This is a genomic window from Blastomonas sp. RAC04 (assembly GCF_001713435.1).
GTDB lineage: Bacteria > Pseudomonadota > Alphaproteobacteria > Sphingomonadales > Sphingomonadaceae > Blastomonas > Blastomonas fulva.
Genome location: NZ_CP016460.1, coordinates 3,377,831 through 3,396,335 on the forward strand (window position 1 = coordinate 3,377,831; position 18,505 = coordinate 3,396,335).

General features: G+C 65.3%; 20 protein-coding genes. 12 read left to right on the plus strand and 8 right to left on the minus strand.

From position 1 onward, the window contains the following. Positions 1 to 15: 15 nt before the first annotated feature. The 4 genes from BSY18_RS16765 to lptF form a co-directional block, all read right to left on the minus strand. On the minus strand, positions 16 to 1,785 hold the full coding sequence (locus tag BSY18_RS16765) for an AMP-dependent synthetase/ligase (protein ID WP_054136493.1): 1,770 nt from the start codon (positions 1,783 to 1,785) through the stop codon (positions 16 to 18). Positions 1,786 to 1,935: 150 nt separating this feature from the next. After that, positions 1,936 to 3,516: a lipopolysaccharide biosynthesis protein gene (locus tag BSY18_RS16770; protein ID WP_069051249.1), complete on the minus strand. Its 1,581-nt coding sequence runs from the start codon at positions 3,514 to 3,516 to the stop codon at positions 1,936 to 1,938. Positions 3,517 to 3,525: 9 nt separating this feature from the next. Next, a complete protein-coding gene (gene lptG, locus BSY18_RS16775) occupies positions 3,526 to 4,623 on the minus strand; it encodes an LPS export ABC transporter permease LptG (protein WP_054136481.1) in 1,098 nt (365 codons plus the stop codon). Between the two features lie 4 nt (positions 4,624 to 4,627). After that, positions 4,628 to 5,833 (minus strand): LPS export ABC transporter permease LptF, encoded by a 1,206-nt coding sequence (lptF, locus tag BSY18_RS16780; RefSeq protein ID WP_054136492.1) that lies wholly within the window; start codon positions 5,831 to 5,833, stop codon positions 4,628 to 4,630. 134 nt (positions 5,834 to 5,967) lie between these two features. On the opposite strand from lptF, the gene BSY18_RS16785 reads away from it, so the two are divergent. The 12 genes from BSY18_RS16785 to BSY18_RS16840 all read left to right on the plus strand — a co-directional run bounded on the left by BSY18_RS16785 (position 5,968) and on the right by BSY18_RS16840 (position 15,125). Further along, positions 5,968 to 6,495, plus strand: a complete 528-nt coding sequence (locus BSY18_RS16785) for a DUF2141 domain-containing protein (protein ID WP_054136480.1) — start codon at positions 5,968 to 5,970, stop codon at positions 6,493 to 6,495. Positions 6,496 to 6,501: 6 nt separating this feature from the next. Then, the gene (locus BSY18_RS16790; RefSeq protein WP_069051250.1) at positions 6,502 to 7,479 is read left to right on the plus strand and encodes a diacylglycerol kinase family protein; all 978 of its coding nucleotides are present in this window, start codon (positions 6,502 to 6,504) and stop codon (positions 7,477 to 7,479) included. 111 nt (positions 7,480 to 7,590) lie between these two features. Next, entirely contained in the window at positions 7,591 to 8,490 is a 900-nt protein-coding gene (locus tag BSY18_RS16795; protein ID WP_069051251.1) for a hypothetical protein, read from the plus strand. A gap of 128 nt (positions 8,491 to 8,618) precedes the next feature. Beyond that, positions 8,619 to 9,104 carry an SUF system Fe-S cluster assembly regulator gene (locus BSY18_RS16800; RefSeq protein WP_054136477.1) on the plus strand — a complete coding sequence of 162 codons (486 nt, stop codon included), beginning with the start codon at positions 8,619 to 8,621 and terminating at the stop codon, positions 9,102 to 9,104. Beyond that, positions 9,101 to 10,609, plus strand: coding sequence for a Fe-S cluster assembly protein SufB (sufB, locus tag BSY18_RS16805; protein WP_069051252.1), 1,509 nt, complete (start codon positions 9,101 to 9,103; stop codon positions 10,607 to 10,609). The genes BSY18_RS16800 and sufB overlap by 4 nt, the downstream gene beginning before the upstream one ends. Next, a complete protein-coding gene (locus BSY18_RS16810; RefSeq protein ID WP_069051253.1) occupies positions 10,606 to 10,917 on the plus strand; it encodes a hypothetical protein in 312 nt (103 codons plus the stop codon). Before sufB ends, BSY18_RS16810 begins: the two co-directional genes overlap by 4 nt. 82 nt (positions 10,918 to 10,999) lie before the next feature. Beyond that, positions 11,000 to 11,740 carry a Fe-S cluster assembly ATPase SufC gene (sufC, locus tag BSY18_RS16815; RefSeq protein WP_054136474.1) on the plus strand — a complete coding sequence of 247 codons (741 nt, stop codon included), beginning with the start codon at positions 11,000 to 11,002 and terminating at the stop codon, positions 11,738 to 11,740. After that, positions 11,737 to 12,300: a DUF7010 family protein gene (locus BSY18_RS16820; protein ID WP_150126314.1), complete on the plus strand. Its 564-nt coding sequence runs from the start codon at positions 11,737 to 11,739 to the stop codon at positions 12,298 to 12,300. Before sufC ends, BSY18_RS16820 begins: the two co-directional genes overlap by 4 nt. After that, complete coding sequence (locus BSY18_RS16825; RefSeq protein ID WP_069051254.1) at positions 12,297 to 13,058, plus strand: SufD family Fe-S cluster assembly protein; 762 nt, start codon at positions 12,297 to 12,299, stop codon at positions 13,056 to 13,058. Before BSY18_RS16820 ends, BSY18_RS16825 begins: the two co-directional genes overlap by 4 nt. Then, on the plus strand, positions 13,058 to 14,281 hold the full coding sequence (locus BSY18_RS16830; protein ID WP_069051255.1) for a cysteine desulfurase: 1,224 nt from the start codon (positions 13,058 to 13,060) through the stop codon (positions 14,279 to 14,281). Before BSY18_RS16825 ends, BSY18_RS16830 begins: the two co-directional genes overlap by 1 nt. A 5-nt stretch (positions 14,282 to 14,286) precedes the next feature. After that, entirely contained in the window at positions 14,287 to 14,775 is a 489-nt protein-coding gene (locus BSY18_RS16835; RefSeq protein ID WP_054136470.1) for an SUF system Fe-S cluster assembly protein, read from the plus strand. Next, the gene (locus BSY18_RS16840; RefSeq protein ID WP_054136469.1) at positions 14,772 to 15,125 is read left to right on the plus strand and encodes a HesB/IscA family protein; all 354 of its coding nucleotides are present in this window, start codon (positions 14,772 to 14,774) and stop codon (positions 15,123 to 15,125) included. Before BSY18_RS16835 ends, BSY18_RS16840 begins: the two co-directional genes overlap by 4 nt. An 18-nt stretch (positions 15,126 to 15,143) precedes the next feature. Here the strand turns inward: BSY18_RS16840 and ribB are convergent, their stop codons facing one another. The 4 genes from ribB to BSY18_RS16860 are packed head-to-tail and all read right to left on the minus strand — an operon-like array spanning position 15,144 to position 18,483. Next, positions 15,144 to 16,427, minus strand: coding sequence for a 3,4-dihydroxy-2-butanone-4-phosphate synthase (gene ribB, locus BSY18_RS16845; protein ID WP_069051256.1), 1,284 nt, complete (start codon positions 16,425 to 16,427; stop codon positions 15,144 to 15,146). Between the two features lie 58 nt (positions 16,428 to 16,485). After that, the gene (locus BSY18_RS16850; RefSeq protein WP_069051257.1) at positions 16,486 to 17,109 is read right to left on the minus strand and encodes a riboflavin synthase; all 624 of its coding nucleotides are present in this window, start codon (positions 17,107 to 17,109) and stop codon (positions 16,486 to 16,488) included. A gap of 43 nt (positions 17,110 to 17,152) precedes the next feature. After that, entirely contained in the window at positions 17,153 to 18,103 is a 951-nt protein-coding gene (gene ribD, locus BSY18_RS16855; protein WP_069051258.1) for a bifunctional diaminohydroxyphosphoribosylaminopyrimidine deaminase/5-amino-6-(5-phosphoribosylamino)uracil reductase RibD, read from the minus strand. 29 nt (positions 18,104 to 18,132) lie between these two features. Beyond that, positions 18,133 to 18,483: a hypothetical protein gene (locus BSY18_RS16860; RefSeq protein ID WP_054136465.1), complete on the minus strand. Its 351-nt coding sequence runs from the start codon at positions 18,481 to 18,483 to the stop codon at positions 18,133 to 18,135. Positions 18,484 to 18,505: the final 22 nt, after the last annotated feature.

Genomic DNA, 18,505 nt, shown 5'->3' on the forward strand with positions numbered 1-18,505 from the left:
CACGCGGTGATCGCATCACGCCTTGTACAGCCCATCAAGCCGGTCCTGATAGCGCCCGCGGATAACATGGCGGCGGATCTTCATCGAGGGCGTCATCTCGCCATTCTCGATGGTGAAGGGCTCATCGGCAAAGGCGAACTGGCGGACCTTCTCGATCACCGACAGATCGGCATTGACCCGGTCGAGCGCGGCGCGGACCGCGGACTTGAACGCGGGATTGGCCTGCAGCGCGGCAAAATCCACCTTCACCCCCTGCGCCGTGGCCCACTCCATCGCCCATTCGGGGTCCGGAACCACCAGCCCGACCAGATAGGGGCGGCGGTCGCCCATCACCATCGCCTGGTGAATTTCGGGCTGCAGCGTCAGCATGCCCTCGACCTTCTGCGGTGAGACGTTGTCGCCCTTGTCGTTGACGATCAGGTCCTTCTTGCGGTCGGTGATCGCGATTCGGCCCGCATCGTCGATATGGCCGATGTCGCCGGTGTGCAGCCAGCCGTCCTTGAGCACGCGCGCGGTCTCTTCGGGGTTCTGCCAATAGCCGTGCATCACCAGTTCGCCGCGCACCAGGATTTCGCCGTCCTCGGCAATTGCCACCTCGGTGTCGGCGAGCGGCGGGCCCACCGTATCCATCTTGATCCCCACCGACGGGCGGTTGCACGCGATGATCGGCGCCGCCTCGGTCTGGCCGTAGCCCTGCAGCAGCGTGATGCCGAGCGCGTGGAAGAACACGCCGATCTCAGGATTGAGCGGCGCGCCGCCCGAGACCATCGCCTTGACCCTGCCGCCGAAACGCGCCTGGATCTTCGGGCGCAGGCTTTTCGACAGAATGAAGTCCATCGGCTTGTCGACCAGCCCCGCCCGGCCCGCCAGCTGCTTTTCGCCCAAGGTCATCGCGCGTTCGAAGAGGAAGTTGGCGACCTTGCCCTGCTTCTGGATCTGCTTGAGGATGCGTGCGCGCAGCACCTCGAACAGCCGCGGCACCACCACCATCAGCGTCGGGCGAACCTCCTCGATGTTGCTGGCGAGCTTTTCCAGCCCTTCGGAATAATAGATCTGCGCGCCCAGCCCGATCGGGAAGAACTGGCCGGCGCTGTGTTCATAGGCATGGCTGAGCGGCAGGAAGGAGAGGAACACTTCGTCCTCCCAGCGGAAATCCTCGGCGATCACGCGGGTGGGTCCTGCGACATTGTGCAGGATCGCGCCATGGTGCTGCATCACCCCTCGCGGCGCGCCGCCGGTGCCGCTGGTGTAGATGATGCAGGCGGTGTCGTTGCGGGTGAGCTGCGCGGCGTCGGCGCGCACCTGCGCCATCAGATCGGCCTGGCGGGCGGAATCGCCGGTCACCAGATCGGCCCAATTGTGCGTGCGGAAACGGCTGGCCTGGCCGACCTTCATCGGCTCCATGCCGATCACGTGCCAGGCATTGCCCGCGCGCAGCACTGCGGGCAGCAACGTGCGCGCCAGCTTAGCGTTGGAGACGATCACCGCGCGCGCGCCCGAATTGTCGAGAATGTGCTGGTGGTCCCGCTCGGTGTTGGTGGTGTAGGTCGGCACCGTGATGCAGCCTGCCGCCATGATCGCAAGATCGGCGATGCACCATTCGGGCCGGTTTTCGCTGACCAGCATCACCCTGTCGCCGCGCGCCAGCCCCATGTCTTTCAGCGCATGCGCAAGCTCTGCCACTTGGCCCGCCGCTTCGCTCCAGCTGATCGAGACCCAGGCCCCGCCGCGCTTGGCCCACAAGAAGGGCCTGGCGCCCAGCTCGTCGGCGCGGGCAAAGAACATGGCGACCAGATTGTCGAACTGCGCAAACTGGTCGAGGGACGTGTTGGCGATCACCGGTATAAGGCTCCTCAAAGTGCCGCGCTTCGGCGCGCGGTCTTGTGACCACGGGTCTAGCGGGCTTTGGTTGCAGGAGCAATCAGTGCTGGCGGGTCAAATCCGCAACGTCCGCCCGGCCTTGCCCAGGGCCGCCTTGTCCTCGGCATCCAGCCCCAGCTTCAGCCCCAGCCAGACCAAGGGAAAGAACAGCGCAAACTGCAAGGCGGCCCGCAGCGCCATGTGCAGGCCGCCGAACGCGACGCCGATCAGCCACAGCGCCGCCAGACCGGCCACGCCGCAGGCCAGCGCGCGCACGAAATGGCTGTCGAACGGGCCGAGCCCGTTGCTCCACCACAATTCCACCACTGCCGACCAGCTCGACACGACCACGCCTGCGCTCACCGCCAGCGCCATGCCGGTCGCGCCCAGTGCGGGGACCGTCAGCCAGCCGACCAAGGCGGCGATGGCGATCCCGGCAAGCGAATTGGCCAGCGGCAGCATGCGGTGGCCGGTCATCTCGACGATCGGTGTGGCAGCCCCCAGGATCGTTTCGCCAGCGCGCCCGACCAGCAGCACGATGAGCACCGGAAGCGCGGCTGCGGCCTGCGGCGAGAACAGCAGCAGCAGCGCATCGCCGCCCGCGATCATCACGCCAGTCAGCGGCAGCACGACGATCGCCGCCAGCCGGTTGGCAAAGCGGTACAGGGGCGCGATCTCGGCGGGGTCGGCGGCGCTCTGCGCAGCGCTCAAGGGCGCGAGGACATAAAGGAACGTCTGGCGCACGATCAGTGGCACCGAGGCGATCTTGCGCGCGATGCCGAACAGCCCGGCGGCGACCGCACCCCCCGCTCCGCTCATCGCCAGCCCCAGCAGCACCGGCGGCAGATCGTTGAACGCGCGCCGGGCAAGGTTGGGGGGCATCGTCGCGAGCCCGCTCTTGAGCGTGTCGCGGCGCAGCGCCGGCGGCATCGGTGCGAGCCACAGTAGGGCGAGATCATAATAGCGGCCCAGCAGCCGCACCGACAGCCAGGCGGTGATCGCGAGCGAGGCGATATGCGCGATGAACAGCCCGAACAACCGTACCCCCAGCGCATAGAGCGCTACCGCGACGATCAGCCGCGCGATCTGCTCCCAGAAGATTCGCAGCCGGATCTCGGGACCGAAGGCGCGCTTGGCGCGCGCAGCGGCGGTGGCGATCTCCAGCGCGACGGTCAAAGGCAGCGTCCAGATGAACAACGCGATCATTTGCGGAAGCGCCGCGCGCATCTCCGGGCCGACGGCAAAGGCGGGTGCGATCCACGGCGCTGCCAGCGAAATCGCGAGCGCGAGCAGCGCGGACGGGATCACCGTCACCAGCAGCGCATAGCGCACTGCGCCATGCTCCGCCTCGCGGCTGGGCGCGGCGGGAACCGATCGCTGCAGCCCCTGCGCCAGCGAGAGCGTCGTCAGTGTCGCCAGCAGGTTCACCGCCGCCCACAGCACGATATAGGTGCCATAGGTTGCAAGCCCGAACATCCACACGAAAGCGGGCTGGGTGATGATCTCGATGACCGCGCCCATTCGCGCCAGGCCTGACAATGCCGCCCCACTGGCCACGTCGGTGCGGCTGACGGCAGGGGCGCGGCTGACGGCAGGGGCGGCGCTGACGGCAGGGCCGCCGGGGGGAGCGTCAGGATCGGCGGGCGTGTCCGCCACGGTTGCGGCCTATTCCTCGGTGCGGATCAGCACGGTTTCGCCCACCATCAGGAACAGCAGGAAAGGCGACCATGCGGCAAGAATCGGCGGATAGGCACCCAGATTGCCCATCGCCAGCGCGAAATTGTCCGCGACGAAATAGGCAAAGCCCAGCGCCATGCCGATCACCGCGCGGATGAACAATTGCCCCGAGCGGGCAAGGCCGAAGGCGGCGACCGCGCCGAGCAGCGGCATCAGCAGCGCCGACAGCGGGCCCGAGAGCTTGTGCCACAGGTTGGATTCGAGCGAGGCGGTCGGGCGACCTGCCTCCTTGAGCTCGGCAATCGCAGACCACAATTGCAGGAACGACATGCCTTCGGGGTTGACCTTGCTCAGCGTGAACTGGTCGGGGCGCACCCCGCCTGCGGTGGTGATGTTGCCCAGCGCCTGCTTCTGGCCGGTGGTGACATCGAACTGGCTGGCCGCGGTCAGCTTCCAGCCGCTGCCGGTGTAAACCCCCTCGGTCGCGGTGACGATGCGTGCAAGCCCGCCTTCCTTGTCGCGGACATAGACCGAAATGCCGGTCAGCCGGGTGGCGGGGCCGGTGCCCTCGACCGTATCGGCCTGGATGATGCTGTCGCCATCGCGCACCCAGACATTGGCCTTCACGTTGGAATCGCGCGGGATCGGGCCGAACTCGGCCTGCTCCCAGGCGCTCAGCGTTGCGGTCGCGCGGCTCAATATGCGTTCGGAAAACACGAAGGTGATCGCCGACACGCCCAGCGCCGCGATCAACAGCGGCGCCAGCACCTGGTGTGCCGAGAGCCCCGAAGCTTTCATCGCCACCACTTCGCTGTTCTGGTTGAGCGTTGCCAGCGTGATGATCGTCGCCAGCAGCACCGAGAACGGCAGCACCAGATCGATGATCTGCGGCGCGCGCAGACTGATATAGGTCAGAAGCTGCGCCTGGCCGTTACCGGGATAGGCAAGGATCTTGCCGCTTTCGCCCAGCAGGTCGAGCGACTGCAGCACCAGGAACAGCAATGCTGCCACCGCCAGGATGCTGGTGAGGAACTTGCGCGCCATGTAGATGGCGACGGTGCGCGAGGGGAAGAACTCCATCTGCATGGTCCTATTCCTGGAAGGACCGCTTGCGGCCGAAGCTGAACAGCCCGCGGATCGCCGTGCCCGATTTGGCAAACAGCTTCTCCAGCGTACCGATCGGCTGACCGCCGGGCACGAAGGCAACCTGATAGTACATCCAGCCGATCAGCGCGGCAAACAGCGAGAAGGGTAGCCACAGGGCGATGATCGGATCGACCAGCCCCAGCGCGCCCACATCTTCGCCATATTCGTTGATCTTGTGATAGGTCACGATCATCACGATCGACAGGAAGACGCCCAGCGCCGAGGTCGATCTTTTGGGTGGGATCGCGAGCGCCAGCGCCAATAGCGGCATCAGCATCATCATCACCACCTCGACCATGCGGAAGTGGAAATTGGCGCGGGTCTGGTTGCGCTGCTGCTCGGGAATGCGCGCATCGGCGCCGATCCGGACCAGCTCGGGGATGGTGTATTCGCGGTCCTTGCCGCCACCGCGCCTGCGGAAGGATTCGATCTTGGGCAGATCGATCGGCAGGTCGTGGTTGGAGAAGGTCAGCACCCGCGGGGTTTCATAGCCCGGCGCATTGTGGATCAGGGTGCCGCGGGTCAGCCGCAGGATGATGACATTGGGGTCGTCGGTGGCGAGGAACTTGCCCTGCTCGGCACTGACCGAAAGCGAGGTGCCCGATTTGGCTTCGGCGCGCACGAAGATGCCGAACAGTTCGCGTCCGCCATCGCGGCTCTGCTCGATCCGCATCGTCATCCGGTCGCCCAGCTGGGTGAACTCGCCGACCTTGATCGATGCGCCCAGCGCGCCCGAGCGGAGTTCGAAGCCCAATTCTTCATACGCATAGCGCGCCTTGGGCTGGATATAGCCGACCAGCGCCAGGTTGACGAGCATCAGCGCGACCGCAAACATATAAGGCACGCGCAGCAGCCGGGTGTAGCTGAGGCCCACCGCGCGGAACACGTCGAGCTCCGACGACATCGCCAGCTTGCGGAAGGCAAGCAGAATGCCCAGCAGCAGGCCGATGGGAATGCCGAGCGAGAGATATTCGGGGATCAGGTTGGCAAGCATCCGCCACACCACGCTTACCGGGCCGCCTTCGGCCGCGACGAAATCGAACAGGCGCAGCATCTTGTCCAGCACCAGCAGCATGGCCGCGATGACCAGCGTGCCGACGAGCGGGAAGAAGACGAGACGGGCGATATAAGCGTCTGTGGCGGTTATCAATTTCAACTTATTGTCGCCCTGTCACCATGATTTGGCCGCAAACGCTTCCCATAAGCAGACGGGTAAAGGGGGCTCATCAGCCAAACCGCGCCATCCGGAGCGGTCCGGCTATAGCTTCTGGGATTGATTACGTCATGTTCAAAATTGCGGCAAAATCACTGGCCATCGCGGCTGCAGGCACCCTTGCCTTTGCAGTGTCCGTGCCCGTGGCCAGCGCGCAGCGGCAGGAAATCTCCAACGACATGCGCAAATGCGGCGCCGGTGCGTCCGGTCCTGCGGTGCATGTCGAGGTGAGCGGGTTCAAGGCCGCGACGGGCCGCGTGCGCGTCCAGGCTTATCCCGCGACCAAGGGCGCCTGGCTCGAAAAGGGCGCGTGGATCAACCGGATCGATGCGCCGGTCTCGCCCCGTGGCGGCAAGATGAACTTCTGCGTGCCGGTGCCCGATACCGGCGCTTATGGCATCGCCGTGCGCCACGATGTCGATGGCAGCGGCAAATCGGGCTGGAACGATGGCGGCGGGTTTTCGAACAACCCTTCGCTCTCGTTGCTCAGCCTCAAGCCCTCCGCAAGCAAGACCGCTATCCGGGTCGGTCCCGGCGTAACGCGCATCCAGGTGGTTTTGAACTATCGCCAGGGCATGACGATCAAGCCGATAGGATAGACCTAGATGACCCTCGTAGCGCTCATTTCCAATCCACGCTCCACCGGCAACAAGGCGTTGCTGCCGGCGGTGCGTGATTATTGCGCGCACAATCCCGACATCTTCCATTACGAGGTGGAAGAGGTCCACCAGATCGCCGACGCGCTGCGCGCGATCGCCTTGGTCAAGCCCAAGGTGCTGGTGATCAACGGCGGCGATGGCACGGTGCAGGCGACGCTGACCGAGCTCTATCATGGCGGCCATTTCGGCAAGAACCCGCCCCCGGTGGCGGTGCTGCCCAACGGCAAGACCAACCTGATCGCGCTCGATCTGGGCGCCAGCGGCAAGCCGATCCCGACGCTCGACCGCATCGTCAACATCGCGCGCAACGACCTCGAAAGCCATATCGTGGTGCGCCAGCTGATCGCGCTGACCGATGGCGAGGATGGCCGTCCGGTGCTGGGCATGTTCATGGGCGGCGCCGGCCTTGCCGAGATCATCCTGTACTGCCGCCAGAAGATCTATCCCCTGGGCCTGCCCAATTCGGTCAGCCATTTCATCGCGGCCGTCGCCGGGCTGCTGACCATGCTGTTCGGCCTCACCGCCAAGTTCCTGCCGATCACCCGCTCGGCGCTGCGAATCTCGTACTTCCAGAAGGGCGAGCTCAACGGCAGCTTCATCGTGGTGATGGTGACGACGCTGGAGAAACTGCTGCTCGGCAGCCGGGCGGAGGCAGGCAGCTCGCCCACCGGGCAGCTGAAGTTCATCGCGGTGGAACACAACCGCGCGGGCCTGACGACGATGCTGATCGACACGCTGATGGGCCGCTTCGGCACCCGGCGCGGACGCGGCGTGCATCTAGCGCGCGAGGACATGATCCGCATCGACAGCGACCGCAGCCGCAGCCGCGTCGTGCTCGATGGTGAGATCTTCGAGGCCAGCGCGGGCAAGCCGATCATCCTGCGCTCGACCGATCCGGTGCCGTTCCTGCGGCTGGCGGCTTGATCGCCTTTTTCGTCATTCCCGCGAATGCGGGAATCCCGCTATAGACGCGACGCTTGCAAGGACGCGAGACCCCCGCGTGCGCGGGGGTGACGAAAGAATGTGGACGTTAGCTTGGACTCTCTGAAATCCCTGATCGCCGCCGAGATCGACCAGCCGGTCGACCCGCGCGTCAGCGCCTTTGCTGCCGAGCTCGTCCGCCCGTTCGGCCCTGCGGCGCGCGCGGTGATCTTCTACGGATCGTGCCTGCGCGAAGCACAGCTCGACGGGCTGATGCTCGATTTCTACGTGATCGTGTCGGATTATGCCGAGGCCTATCGCCAGGCTGGCAAGGCCGGGTGGATGGCGCGCGCCAATGCGCTGATCCCGCCCAATGTCTTCCCCGCCGCGCACGACAATCTCGCCGCGAAATACGCGGTGCTGTCCGAAGCCGATCTGGCGCGCGCGTGCTCGATGCAGGCGGGCGATGTCTCGGTCTGGGCGCGGTTCGCGCAGCCGGTGCGGCTGGTGTGGAGCGCGGATGATGCCGCGCGCGATGCCGCGCTGGCCGCCCTGTGCGATGCGCCGGTGACGCTGCTGCGCCATGCCGCGCCGGTGACCGATCCCGCGCCCGGCGATCTGCTGGCCGCGTGGCGTACCGGCTTCACCCGCACCTATGGCGCCGAACTGCGCGCCGAGCGCGGTGACCGCCCCGACAAGGTCGTCGACTTCGCGCCCGATCATTATGCCAGGGTCGGCGCGGCGATCGCGCGCGAACATCCCGACATTGCCGCGATGCCGCGTCCCGAGGCCGAAAGCCGCTGGGCGGCGCTCAGGCGCAAGGGCAAGAGGATGACGGTGGCGCGGCTCGCCAAGGCGAGCTTCACCTTTGCCGGCGGGATCGATTACCTCGCCTGGAAGATCAACCGGCACGCAGGCACACAGATCGAGATCCAGCCCTGGCAACGCAAATGGCCTCTGGTGGCAGCGGTGTTCCTCGTGCCGAGGCTGCTGCGATCGGGCGCGGTGAAGTAGCATTGCCCTCTCCCCTACCGCTTGCGGGAGGGGTGATATTGCACTCCCATCTTCACCCTTGATTTTCCAGCCCAAAACCGCCATCTCCCTAATCGGAACGATTCACTCCGATTAGCGGGTCAAGCCTTATGCGCATGTCCAGTCTTGCCGATTATGCCGTGGTGCTGATGAGCGCCGCCGCGCGCCATTGCGGCGGAATGCGCTGCAATGCGCGCGCGCTGGCGACCGAGACCGGGCTGCCTTTGCCCACCGCGCAGAAGCTGGTGAGCAAGCTGTCGGCAGCTGGGCTGATCGAATCGGTGCGTGGTGCAGGCGGCGGATTCCGGCTGTCGCGCCCGCCCGCCGCGATCACGCTCGCCGATATCGTCGAGGCGGTCGACGGCCCCATCGAGATCACCGTGTGCGCGGGCGACCACGCCAGCGATTGCGCGATGGAGGGCAGCTGCCATGTCCGCCCGCACTGGCAGATCGTCAACCGCACCATCCGCGCCGCGCTCTCAGGCGTGACCCTCGCCAGCCTCGGCCAACACGTTCCAACGTCTCTTGGCCTCGATCCCGAACGCCCCGAACATCCGCTCGACCTGAAGAAGGTCGGCGAAAGGACCTCAACGTGACCGACGACAGCACCCCTGCAGACACCGCAGCCGACACCAGGCCGCGCGACGCCGATGCCTGGGCGGCGGCGGAAAAGGCGAGCACCTATGAATGGGGCTTCTCGTCCGCGATCGAGCAGGAAATGGCCCCCAAGGGCCTGACCGAGGACACCGTGCGCTATATCAGCGCCAAGAAGAACGAGCCCGAATGGATGCTCGACTGGCGCTTGAAGGCGTTCCGCATCTGGCAGACGCTCGAGACCCCCGACTGGGCCAAGCTCAACGTCCCGCCGATCGATTATCAGGACGCCTATTATTACGCCGAGCCCAAGGCCAAGCCCAAACTGGGTTCGCTCGACGAGGTCGATCCCGAAATCCTCGAGGTCTACAAGAAGCTCGGTATCCCGATCGAGGAGCAGAAGGTTCTCGCCAATGTCGAAGGCGCGCGCCGCGTCGCGGTCGATGCGGTGTTCGACTCGGTCTCGGTCGCGACCACCTTCCGCGAGGAATTGAGCCGCGCCGGCGTGATCTTCATGTCGATCAGCGAGGCGATCCGCGAATATCCCGATCTGGTCAGGAAGTGGCTGGGCAAGGTCGTGCCGGTGCGCGACAATTATTTCGCGACATTGAACTGCGCGGTCTTTTCCGACGGCACCTTCGTCTACATCCCCGAAGGCGTGCGCTGCCCGATGGAGCTCAGCACCTATTTCCGCATCAACGCCGAAAACACCGGCCAGTTCGAGCGCACCCTGATTATCGCCGACAAGGGCAGCTATGTGTCCTATCTCGAAGGCTGCACCGCGCCGCAGCGCGACGAGAACCAGCTCCACGCCGCTGTCGTTGAACTCGTCGCGATGGACGATGCCGAGATCAAGTACTCGACCGTGCAGAACTGGTACCCAGGCGATGCCGAGGGCAAGGGCGGGATCTACAATTTCGTCACCAAGCGCGGGCTGGCGCAGGGCGCGCGCTCGAAGATCAGCTGGACGCAGGTCGAGACCGGCTCTGCGGTGACATGGAAGTATCCGAGCTGCGTGCTGAACGGCGAGGACAGCGTCGGCGAATTCTACTCGGTCGCGGTGACCAACAATTACCAGCAGGCCGATACCGGCACCAAAATGATCCACAACGGCAAGGGCTCGCGCTCGACGATCGTGTCCAAGGGGATCAGCGCGGGACGCAGCAACAACACCTATCGCGGTCTGGTTAGAGTGGCGCCGGGCGCAGAAGGCGTGCGCAATTTCACCCAGTGCGATTCGCTGCTGCTCGGCGACCAGTGCGGCGCGCACACCGTGCCCTATATCGAAGTGCGCAATCCGTCGGCACAGATCGAGCATGAGGCGACGACCAGCAAGATCAGCGACGATCAGTTGTTCTACGCGATGCAGCGCGGGCTCTCGTCCGAGGATGCCGTGGCGCTGATCGTCAACGGCTTTGCGCGCGAAGTGCTCAAGCAGCTGCCGATGGAGTTCGCGGTCGAAGCGCAGAAGCTGCTGGGGATTTCGCTGGAAGGCTCGGTCGGTTGATCCTGCTGTCCGCCCTGGCCCTGATGCAGCCTGCGATGGTTCCGCCCGCCCCGGCGGACGAGATCGTCGTGGTCGCCGAACGGATGAAGCGGATCAAGCTGCGCCTCTCGCGAAGCAAGGGCGTGCTCAAAAGCTGCCGCGTGCGCGTGTCGAGCGGCGATCCGGTGATCGACGGCTATGCCTGTGAGGCGATCGGCGCGTGCATGACCGAAGGCGCGATCAAGCGCCAGCCGCTGACCGATTGCACCACCGACAAGGTGCTGGCGTTCTACCACGATCGCCGCAGTGCTGCGGAGACGAGCGAATGATCCATCCAATCCACATCCGTCATCCCGAAAGACTCCGGTGTGACGACAGACAACCGATTTTGCCGAACGAGATGAATGACTGATGCTCCAAATTAACAACCTCCACGCCCAGGTCGGTGACACGTCGATCCTCAAGGGCCTTTCGCTCACCATCAACGCGGGCGAAATCCACGCGATCATGGGGCCGAACGGCGCGGGCAAGTCGACGCTCGCCTATACTTTGGGCGGACGGCCCGGGTACGAGGTGACCGAGGGCTCCGCGACCTTTGACGGCCAGGACCTGCTCGCGCTGGAACCGCATGAGCGCGCGGCTGCCGGCCTATTCCTCGGCTTCCAGTATCCGGTCGAAATCCCCGGCGTCTCCAACCTGCAGTTCCTGCGCGAAAGCCTCAACTCGCAGCGCCGGGCGCGTGGTGAGGAGCCATTGTCGGGCGCCGAGTTCATCAAGCTCGCCAAGGAGAAGGCGGCATTGCTCAAGATGGACATGGACATGCTCAAGCGGCCGGTGAACGTCGGCTTTTCGGGCGGCGAGAAGAAGCGCAACGAGATGGTGCAGATGGGGATCATCGACCCCAAGCTCGCCCTGCTCGACGAGACCGACTCCGGGCTCGACATCGACGCGTTGCGCATCGTCGGCGAGGGCATCAACACCATCATGCGCAAGCCGGATAAAGCCGTGCTGCTGATCACCCACTATCAGCGGCTGCTCGATCTCGTGAAGCCCGATTTCGTCCACGTCCTCGCCGGTGGCCGCATCGTCCGCAGCGGCGGCGCCGAACTTGCGCTCGAGCTCGAAGAACAGGGATATGAGGCAGTTGCATGAGTGACATGCGCGCCTTGCCGCTCGCACAGTTGCAGCGCGACTATCTTGCGGACAGCACCGCAGGCATGCCGATTGCTGGGCTGATCACATGGTCTGCCCTGGCTGTCGCAAGCTGGCGGATGGGCGATGCGATGCCTGCATGGGTCGCGTTTACCGCAGCAGCAGCACCGTTCCCTTTGTCGATCCTTATCGACAAGCTGCGCGGTGCGCCGGGGCTGAGCACGCAATCGAACAAGAACCCGCTCACCCAACTGTTCATGCAGTTCATCTTCGTGATCGCGCTAATCATTCCCTTCGTGATTTTCGCCGCCCAGGCATCCTCGTCGATCGCGCTGCTGATCCTGGGGCTGGCAATCCTTGCCGGCATGATCTGGGTCCCGCATGGCTGGGCAGCGGATGACCGCGCGGGGATGATCCATTTCGGTTTGCGCGCGGTGCTTTGCTATTCGGCCTATCTGTTCGTGCCCGAGCCGAACACGGGGGCAGCGATCGCTGGTGCTGCGGCGCTGACCTATGTCTATGCCATCTGGGCGATGAAGAAGCCGGAGTCGGTGAAATGAGCAACGTCATCCCGCTCCCCACCCGCAAGGACGAGGCCTGGCGCTATGCCGATCTCGATGCGCTCGCTCGCGTCTGGGGCGATGTGCCGCAAGGGCCCGAGCGGATCGTCGTTGCCGCCGGTGAAACGCTTAGCCGGCAGATCGTGCTGCCGGTCGCGATGTCAGGCGTGTCGATCACCGATCTCGACGTCGTGATCGAAGCAGGCGCGACCTTCGCGCTGCACTTGCTCGCCACCGACGCCGATTATGGCCGGATGAGCGTAACCGTGCTGCTGCACGAAGGCGCACATTTCGAGATGGGCGGCGCTATTCTCGGCCATGCCGACCAGACGCTCGAGATCGTCACGCAGGTCAACCACGCGCACCCCAATGCGACCAGCAACCAAGTGGTGCGCAGCGTGCTTGCAGGCCATGCCACCGGATCGTTCCTGGGCAAGGTCGCGGTCGCGCGGCATGCACAGAAAACCGATGCCTCGCAGTCGGTCAAGGCGATGCTGCTTGATCGCACTGCGACCGCCAATGCCAAGCCCGAGCTCGAAATCTACGCCGATGATGTGAAATGCGCGCACGGCGCGACCGTGGGTGAGCTCGACAAGCAGGCCTTGTTCTACATGGCCGCGCGCGGTCTGCCGCCGAGCATCGCGCGCAAGCTGATGCTGCAGGCGTTCATCGCCGATGCTTTCGTGTCGCTGGAAGACGATGCCGCACGCGAGGCGATCGAGGCGCGGGCGCTCGCCGCGCTGGAGGGTCTGGCGTGATGGCCACGCTCGCACCCGCCCGCCTGCTTGACCACCGCGCCGACTTTCCTGGGCTCGTCACCGCCGATGGCGCGCCCTGGCATTATCTCGATACCGCCGCGACCGCGCAGAAGCCGCGCGCGGTGATCGATGCGATCGCAAGGGCCTATGGGCCGGATTACGCGACCGTTCATCGCGGCGTCTATGCGCGCTCGGCGGACATGACGATCGCCTATGAAAATGCGCGGTCCAAGGCGGCGCGCTTCATCGGTGGCCGCGAAGAGGAAACCGTGTTCGTGCGTGGTGCGACCGAGGGGATCAACCTTGTCGCGCATAGCTGGGGCATGGCCAACCTCAAGCCCGGCGACCGGATCATGCTGAGCCAGCTCGAGCATCACAGCAACATCGTGCCGTGGCAGCTGGTGGCAGAGCGCACCGGGGCCGAGATCGACGTCGCGCCGCTGACCGAGGATGGCCGGATCGATCTCGACGCGCTCGCATCGATGCTCACCGAGCGGCACAAGATGGTTGCGCTGGCGCATGTGTCGAACGTGCTGGGCAGCGTGCTCGATGCGCGGCGCGCGGCGGACATCGCGCACTCAGTGGGCGCGCTGCTGCTGCTCGATGGCTGCCAGGCGGTGCCGCGGCTGCCGGTCGATGTCGCCGCACTCGATTGCGATTTCTATGTCTACTCCGCGCACAAGCTTTACGGCCCGACCGGCATCGGCGTTCTGTGGGGCAGGGCGGCTTTGCTCGCGGCGATGCCGCCATGGCAGGGCGGCGGTGCGATGATCGACCGGGTCACCTTCGCGCGCACCACCTTTGCGCCCCCGCCGCAGCGGTTTGAGGCGGGAACCCCGCATATCGCGGGCGCGGTCGGGCTGGCAGCCGCGATTGATTATGTCGAAGCCATCGGAGTGGAGGCGATCCACGCGCATGAGTGCGCACTGGTCGCCGAGGCGCAGGAGGCACTGGCGGGCATCAACGCGATCCAGGTTTTCGGGCCAAAGGACAGCGCGGGCATCCTCTCGTTCGCGATGCAGGGGGTGCATCCGCACGACATCGGCACCATATTGGATGAAGCCAACGTCGCGATCCGCGCCGGGCACCATTGCGCCCAGCCGCTGATGGACCATCTGGGCGTGCCAGCCACCGCGCGCGCGAGCTTCGGCGTGTACAGCAACAGCGACGATGTCGAGGCTCTGGTGCGCGGGCTGGACCGGGTGCGCAGGATTTTCGGGTGAGGGATATGGACGAGACAGGAAAGATCATGGCACAGCAAGTGGATGCGGTAGACAAGCCGCCCAAGGCGCGCGTCGACATGGCGATCGACACCACCGGGCCCGAGAGCGCGGGCGAACGCTACCGCCGCAAGCGCGATTATCTTGACGGGTTCCTAAGCGAAAAGCCCACCGGCGTCGCACCGACCGAACCGGGCGGTGAAGTCTATGAGGCCGTGATCGAGGCGCTCAAGGGCATTTATGATCCCGAAATACCGGTGAACATCTACGATCTGGGGCTGATCTACGGCGTCGAGGTCAGCGATGGCCATGCCATCATCAGCATGACGCTGACCACGCCGAACTGTCCGGTGGCAGAATCGATGCCTGGTGAGATCGAACTCACGGTGGGCTCGGTTCCGGGCGTCGGCCATGCCGAGGTCAATCTGGTCTGGGACCCGCCTTGGGATCCGGGCAAGATGTCCGACGAGGCCAAGCTTGAAATGGGAATGCTATGACCACCACAACCCGCACCCGTCCTGCCGCGTTGACGCTCACCCCGTCGGCCGAGGCACGGATCGCGCATCTGATGCAGACCGCGCCCGATGGGGCGATCGGGGTCAAATTGTCGACCCCGCGCCGTGGTTGCTCGGGGCTTGCCTATTCGGTCGATTACGTCACCGAAGAAGTGAAGTTCGACGAGAAGATCGAGACCCCGGGCGGGCTTTTCTATGTCGACGGCGGATCGATCCTGTATCTGATCGGATCGGTGATGGACTGGGTCGAGGACGATTTCACCGCCGGCTTCGTGTTCGCCAACCCCAATGCCAAGGGCGCTTGCGGCTGCGGCGAGAGCTTTACCGTCTGACGCAGCCGCACGCCCCGATCATGCTTGCGGCGTGATCGGTCGCTCGCCGACGATCGACAGGCCATAGCCATCCAGCCCGACCAGGCTGTGATGCGAGTTGGTCAGCAGCTCCATGTCCTGCACTCCCATTTCGGTGAGGATCTGCGCGCCAATGCCATAATCGCGCAGTTCTTCCATGTCGGCGACCGCTTCGCCGGACTTGAGCCGGATTGCCTGGCTGAGGCTGTTGGTCCCGTGGCGGTTGAGCAGCACCACCAGCCCCGAGCCCTCCGCTCCGATGATTTCCATTGCGCGTTCGAGCAGTCCGGTCCGCGCGCCGGTCTCGCCGAAGATGTCGGCGAACGGGTTGAGCACGTGCATGCGCACCAGCGTCGGCTTGTCGGGGTCGACATGGCCCTTCTGCAGCACGGTCTGCTCGGTCTTCTCGGCCTTGTTGTAGAAGACGATCGCCTTCCACTCGCCGCCGAATTCGCTGGTGAAGCGGACCTCGGCGCGCTTTTCGACGAGATGGTCGTGGCGGCGGCGATAGGCGATCAGGTCGCGGATCGTGCCGATCTTCATGCCGTGGATGTGCGCGAACTCGATCAGGTCGTCGAGCCGCGCCATGGTGCCGTCGTCGTTCATGATCTCGCAGATCACGCCCGAGGGGTTGAGCCCCGCGAGGCGCGAGACATCGACCGCAGCCTCGGTGTGCCCGGCGCGCACCAGCACGCCGCCATCGCGCGCCATCAGCGGAAAGACATGGCCGGGGGTGACGATCTCTTCGGGGCCCTTGGCGGCGTCGATCGCCACGGTGACGGTGCGCGAGCGGTCCGCAGCGCTGATCCCGGTCGTGACGCCGGTGCGCGCCTCGATAGAAACGGTGAACGCGGTTTCGTGCCGTGTGCCGTTGTGGCGCGACATCAGGTTGAGGCCGAGCTGCTCGACCCGGTCCCTGGTCAACGCCAGGCAGATCAGGCCGCGGCCGTATTTGGCCATGAAGTTGATTGCGTCGGGAGTCGCCATCTGCGCGGGGATGATCAGGTCGCCCTCGTTCTCGCGGTCCTCGTCATCGACCAGGATGTACATGCGGCCGTTGCGCGCTTCGTTGATGATCTCTTCAGCGGAAGCCATCACGCCGGCGGGGTCGCGCGACAGATAGCGTTCCAGCTTGCCCAGGGTATCGGCGGTGGGGTTCCAGTCGGGCTCGCCCAGCTTGCGCAGCGAATTGGCGTGCAGCCCGGCTGCGCGGGCGAGGCCTGCGCGGCTTTCCTGACCGGCTTCGATGATTTCAACGATACGTTCGATAAGCTGTGCTGACATCGGAATATCCCTTCGGGTACTCCGGTATCACATTGCAATGTGCTTCGTAAAGCCGGTATCACATTGCAGTGGATTTTGCCGCATTCACCTCGTTCATCCGCATCAGATAGCGCGCAAGCACGTCGATCTCCAGATTGACCGGATCGCCCGGCTGCAGCGCGCCCAAGGTGGTCATTTCCCAGGTGTGCGGGATGATGTTGAGCCCGAAATGGACGCTGCCGTCGCTCTGGTCGGAATGCGAATTCACCGTCAGCGACACGCCCTCGACGGTGATCGACCCCTTGGCGGCAATATAGGGCGCCAGCGCATGCGGCGCGGCAATGGTGAAGCGGATCGAATCGCCTTCGGATTCGCGCGCCGCAACGGTCCCCATGCCGTCGACATGCCCGGTTACGATGTGCCCGCCCAGCTCGTCGCCGATCTTCAGCGCGCGCTCCAGGTTCAGCCGGGTGCCAGTGTCCCAGCGTCCCGCGCTGGTCTTGCTGACCGTCTCGGCGCTGATATCGACGGTGAACCAGTCGTCGCCCTTGGAGGTGACGGTCAGGCACGCGCCCGAGCAGGCGATCGAGGCGCCGATCGCGACGCTGCCCATGTCATAGCTGCAGCGGATGCGCGCGTGCAGGTCGCCGCGCTGCTCGACATGGTCGATGGTGCCGATATCGGTGATGATGCCTGTGAACATGATCGTCCTGTGTGTTGCCCGGGTCACGGGCGATTGTCGCGGGTCAGCGTATCCGCTGGTAGCTTTCCATGCGGTCCTTGCCAAGCAGCCGCGTGTCCTCGAGCTGCCAGCGGCCATGCGCGTTGGAAAGCTGCTCCAGCCCTATATCGCCCAGCGCCGCCTTGCCGCGCCCGATCACCACCGGGGCACGATACAGCAGCAGCCGGTCGACGCTGTCGATGGCCAGGAACGCAGCGGCGGTTTCCGCGCCGCCCTCGACCATCAGCCAGTCACAGCCTTCGAGCGAACCGATGTCATGCGGCGAAGCAATCGCGGTCCATCCCGCCGGCGCATCGCCCATCCGGCTGAGCAGCACGCGGCGCGGGGAGCGGGGCTCGAGCCCTTTGAGCCGCACATCCAGCCGGGGTGCATCGGCGCGCATGGTGCCGCCGCCGACAAGGATTGCATCATGATGCGCGCGCTCGACATGGGTGTGCGCACGCGCCTGCGGTCCGGTGATCCACTGGCTCGATCCATCGGCAAGCGCGATCTGGCCATCGAGCGAGGTGGCGAGCTTGAGCGTGACGAAAGGGCGGCGCTGCGTCTGCCGCGTGAGGAAGCCTGCCAGGCTGGCACGCGCGGCAGCCTCGGCCACGCCCGATTGCACGGCGATCCCCGCGGCCTCCAGCCGGGCGATGCCTTCGCCATTGGTGCGGGGGTCCGGGTCCTGTGTGCCGATCACGACGCGCGCCACGCCTGCTGCGATCAGAAGATCCGCGCAGGCCGGGCCGCGCTGGCTCTGGTGCGCGCAGGGCTCGAGCGTGACATAGGCGGTGGCGCCGTACGCTGCCTCGCCAGCTGTATCGAGCGCCATTGCCTCGGCATGCGGCCTCCCACCCGCCAGCGTCCAACCGCGCCCGATCACGCGGCCATCGCGCACCAGGATGCAGCCGACCGCGGGGTTGGGGCTGGACAGCGCCCTTCCGCGCAGCGCCAGCGCGATGGCTGCCTGCATCCAGTCCGCATCAGACCGGGGGGCTGCGATCACTCGGTATCCATGCCGAACTGTTCGGCGAGGCGCCGGTACTGCGCCTTGCGCTCTTCCTCGCGTGCCAGCCGCTCGGCTTCCAGCTTTTCCTTGCGCTCCTGATTGGCGACATTCTCGGCGGCGATCTCGCTGTCGCTGCGCCCGGGCTCGAAGCTGGTCACCCAGGTGATCTCGGGCCGTTTCCACTGCACCTCGAAACCCGATTCACTGAAGAACGCGGCAAAGATGGTCGTCGTTGCCGCCAGCGAGGCGAGCAGGAACCGCCATTTGTGGTCCTGCTGGTCGAACCAGTACGTCTTGAGGTCACCCACGGCGCGGATCGGCGAAATGTCACGAAAGAATCCCATAGCCCCCAAGATAGGCGGCTTT